Origin of the sequence: Methylobacterium sp. WL7, from assembly GCF_008040085.1 — a bacterium.
Classification (GTDB): Bacteria; Pseudomonadota; Alphaproteobacteria; order Rhizobiales; family Beijerinckiaceae; genus Methylobacterium; species Methylobacterium mesophilicum.
This window is the reverse complement of the sequence record NZ_VRVG01000254.1, coordinates 1-3,189: the sequence shown is the minus strand read 5'-3', so window position 1 is coordinate 3,189 and position 3,189 is coordinate 1. Positions and strand designations below refer to the sequence as shown.

Genomic DNA, 3,189 nt, shown 5'->3' with positions numbered 1-3,189 from the left:
GGTCAGTTCAACCGCCATCAATTTGAACGTCATCAGCGCAAAACCTGCATCGATATTAAAAAGACAATACCAAATTTATTTGAAATCTTACATTAATATTTATCGTAAAACTGCAAAAAATAAATTTTAACCACCCGATATTGTTCTCAAGATAAATGCCAGCCTTGTTGGGTCTGCGTGGCTAAATACTGCTGCGCTTCAGGACTATCAACGATTGACATCGCGACATCGCCGCGCGAGGCGCTGTGTGAGAGAGCGTATAGCCAGTTCTGCTCGCCCGACACATCCGCATGGCGACCAAGCACCTCCTGATACAAGCTTTCGACGAACGCTTGATCCGTCTGACTCCCATGATGACTGATGTACTCGTCAGAGCCTAGAAAGGTCTGAGCGATGGTAGCGAGCGGCATGCCATTGTCAGCAGCATTCTCCCAACTGTGAAAACCACCGGCGTCAGGCGCACGTCCGAGAAGGCCATAGTACAGCCGCGCTATCGATGCATCGGTAGCATCGGCGATCCAGCTGGCGACTTCCGTAGACGGCTGCGGTTGCGCTTGCGCGGCTGATCCTATTGTAGTCACTCCAGCCTGCAGCTGTGCGATGTTCTCGTCGGAGAACACAAAAGCATCGGCTACGTCAGCACGAGAGGTGCCGTGATCGAGGGCGTAGATCCAGTTCTGCGCCGCTGCATCCGCGTGGCGGCCGAGCACACCGTCGTACAAACGCGCAACGAAGTCTGCGCTGCTACCGGCCCCGAGCCGAGCCTGGCCTTCGGGAGAGTCGAGAAAAGCCTGTGTGATATCGTGCAGGCTCGTTCCAGCGTTGAGCGCCGCAACCCAGCTCTGCCCGCCAGCCGCGTCCGGAGCACGGCCAAGGATCCCTTCGTACAACGCAAAGATCTCGCCATCCGGGCTATGCACATCGTGGCTCATCGCGAGCGATGGTGACGGAGCGCTAGGGGCGACGGTGGCTGGGGACGAGACACTGTTGGCAGGTGCAATACCTTGACCTACGCCGCCATGGGCCGATGTGCCCGATGTCGCTCCGTACAAGCCAGGGTCATGGCCGTCTGGTGCAGATACGGGACCTTGCACCACAGCCACCGCGTGCGGGTCATTCGAATAGGCGCGCACGTAGTCGATATGTGAGGTGATCGGCACGCCAGCAGCGTCGGCGTTGTTGCCACCCGAACCTTGTGTCGCCAAGTTGACGAGCATGTACATCGAATCATGCATATCCGATGGCGTCGCCTGAGACCCGACGAAGTGGCCATCGACGTAGTAGCTGATGCGATCCGCCTGCCAGTTCATCCCGTAGGTATGATATCCTGAAGGATCGGGCATTTCGCTGTAAACTTGGCGGTTGTCCTGCCACCGCACACCGTTCTGCAGATCCGTCGTATGGATCGTGCTGTAAACACCGCGGTCGTTGGACCCATAGTGCTCTATAACGTCGAGCTCCTGATGCCCGCCTGCGTTATTCGGATCTGGCATCTGTCGATTGGGCAGCAACCAAAACGCATCCCACGCACCGGCCTGTCCTGACAGATCGGCGCGGATCTCGAAGTAGCCGTAGGTCTGCGAGAAGTTGCCCTGGGTGGTGATCAGGCCGGACTCCCAGCTGCCAGGGTAGCCCGATGCTGTCCGGTCGAGCACCGCCGTGATCGCGAGTGCCCCTCCCTGAACGCTGAAGGGGTCATAGCCTGAGCTAGAGTCGACAAACGAGGAATGCCCGAAACCGATATCGGAATTGGCATCGAAGCGCCATTCTGAGCGAATGTCTGCCCACGTTGTGCCCGCACCCGTCTGCGAGATGCTACGGGTACCGAACTCATCGTCAAACGTCAGCCGGTAGCCGGTGAGGTCAATCGACGGCATCGAATAGATCCAGATTGCGCTGGTGTACTGATTGCCCTTTCAGACATTAATTTTGCGTTTCAAATGCCATCCCATGTATGCGCATACTTGCGATGTCGCGCATGCGTCTTGATGAATTAATTACTAACGTGTGTATTCCGCCACCGACGCCTGCTTCGCGCTGACCTTCGCCCTTGCGCAGGTTGGAATTCACGAATTCCTTGGTGGGACGGGGCGAAACGATGTTAAGTGGTGAGCCGCGGTGAGCGGATCGAACTGGTGCTGCTACTGCAGCGTCCGGACAGAGCCTCGCGAACTTCCTCGAACCAGCGGCGACCGATGGCAGAGAGCTGCACGAACTATCCAAGCAGAGCGGGACAAAGCCGGGGCACGAGGACCAGAGCTACGTGATCAAATGTTCAGTCCCGTTGTGTGGTGGTACGACTGATAGCGCATGAAGAGACGCGCTATGGGACAGTTTCTCCACAGCTGCGCCACGACGCTTGAGTCGGTCCGTCGGGCAATCCAAGCTCGTCAAGAGAGCATAAGAATCGCCGCCAAACGCTACGGTATCAGCCCGACTACAGTGCAGAAGTGGCGTTCACGTCCGACCAGCACCGATGCGCGGATGGGACCGAAAGGGTTTCACTCAACCGTTCTGAGCCTGGAGCATGAGGCGGTCATAGTCGCCTGATCAAAGGCATACCCTGCTGCCGCTGGGACAGCCTCTACGCGCTCCAGCCCAGCATCCCGCACCCAACCCGCTTCAGTGTGCACCACTGCTACAAAGTCACGGCATCAGCCGTCAGCCGGATGTCGATGGCGACAAGCCGAAGCGCTCGAAGTGTAAAGCATACCCGATCGGTGACTTCCACATCGACATCGCACAGGTCAGCACGGAACAGGGCAAGCTTCACCCGTTCGTCGCCATCGAACGAACGAGCAAATTCGCTTTCGTTCAATTGAACGAAACGGTAATCCAGCGGATCGCAGCGGCCTTTCTACATGGACTCGTCGCAGCCGTACCCTACACGATCCACACGGTCCCCACCGACAATGGCATTCCGTTCACCGACAACAAACCGGTGAACGAAGAGACCGAGGCCAAGGCGGCGGCTTACTGGACCGAGCAGGACGAGCCACGGCACTATCGCTAGCATTCGTTCGCATAGGCCTGCGAGCGGACCAAGATCGAGCATCGCCTGAGTAATTACCCACCCCCTTGCGCGGGCGGGATTTCGCTGATTCTCTCGTGGGATGGGCCGAAGCGATCTTGAGCGGCTGAGCCGCGAAGAGTTGATCGAGCTGGTGCTCCGGATGCAGCGCCCGGAGA

General features: G+C 57.7%; 1 protein-coding gene and 1 pseudogene. One reads left to right on the top strand and one right to left on the bottom strand.

From position 1 onward, the window contains the following. Window positions 1–146: 146 nt before the first annotated feature. Entirely contained in the window at window positions 147–1,877 is a 1,731-nt protein-coding gene (locus FV233_RS28820) for a DUF4214 domain-containing protein (RefSeq protein WP_147899571.1), read from the bottom strand. 448 nt (window positions 1,878–2,325) lie between these two features. On the opposite strand from FV233_RS28820, the pseudogene FV233_RS28815 reads away from it, so the two are divergent. Further along, window positions 2,326–3,010, top strand: a pseudogene (locus FV233_RS28815) (hypothetical protein); the annotation flags it as partial. Window positions 3,011–3,189 lie beyond the last annotated feature (179 nt).

Bases quoted from the DNA above. Each gene is read 5' to 3' on its own strand.
- FV233_RS28820 (WP_147899571.1), bottom strand. From the start codon at position 1,877: ATGCCGTCGATTGACCTCACCGGCTACCGGCTGACGTTTGACGATGAG.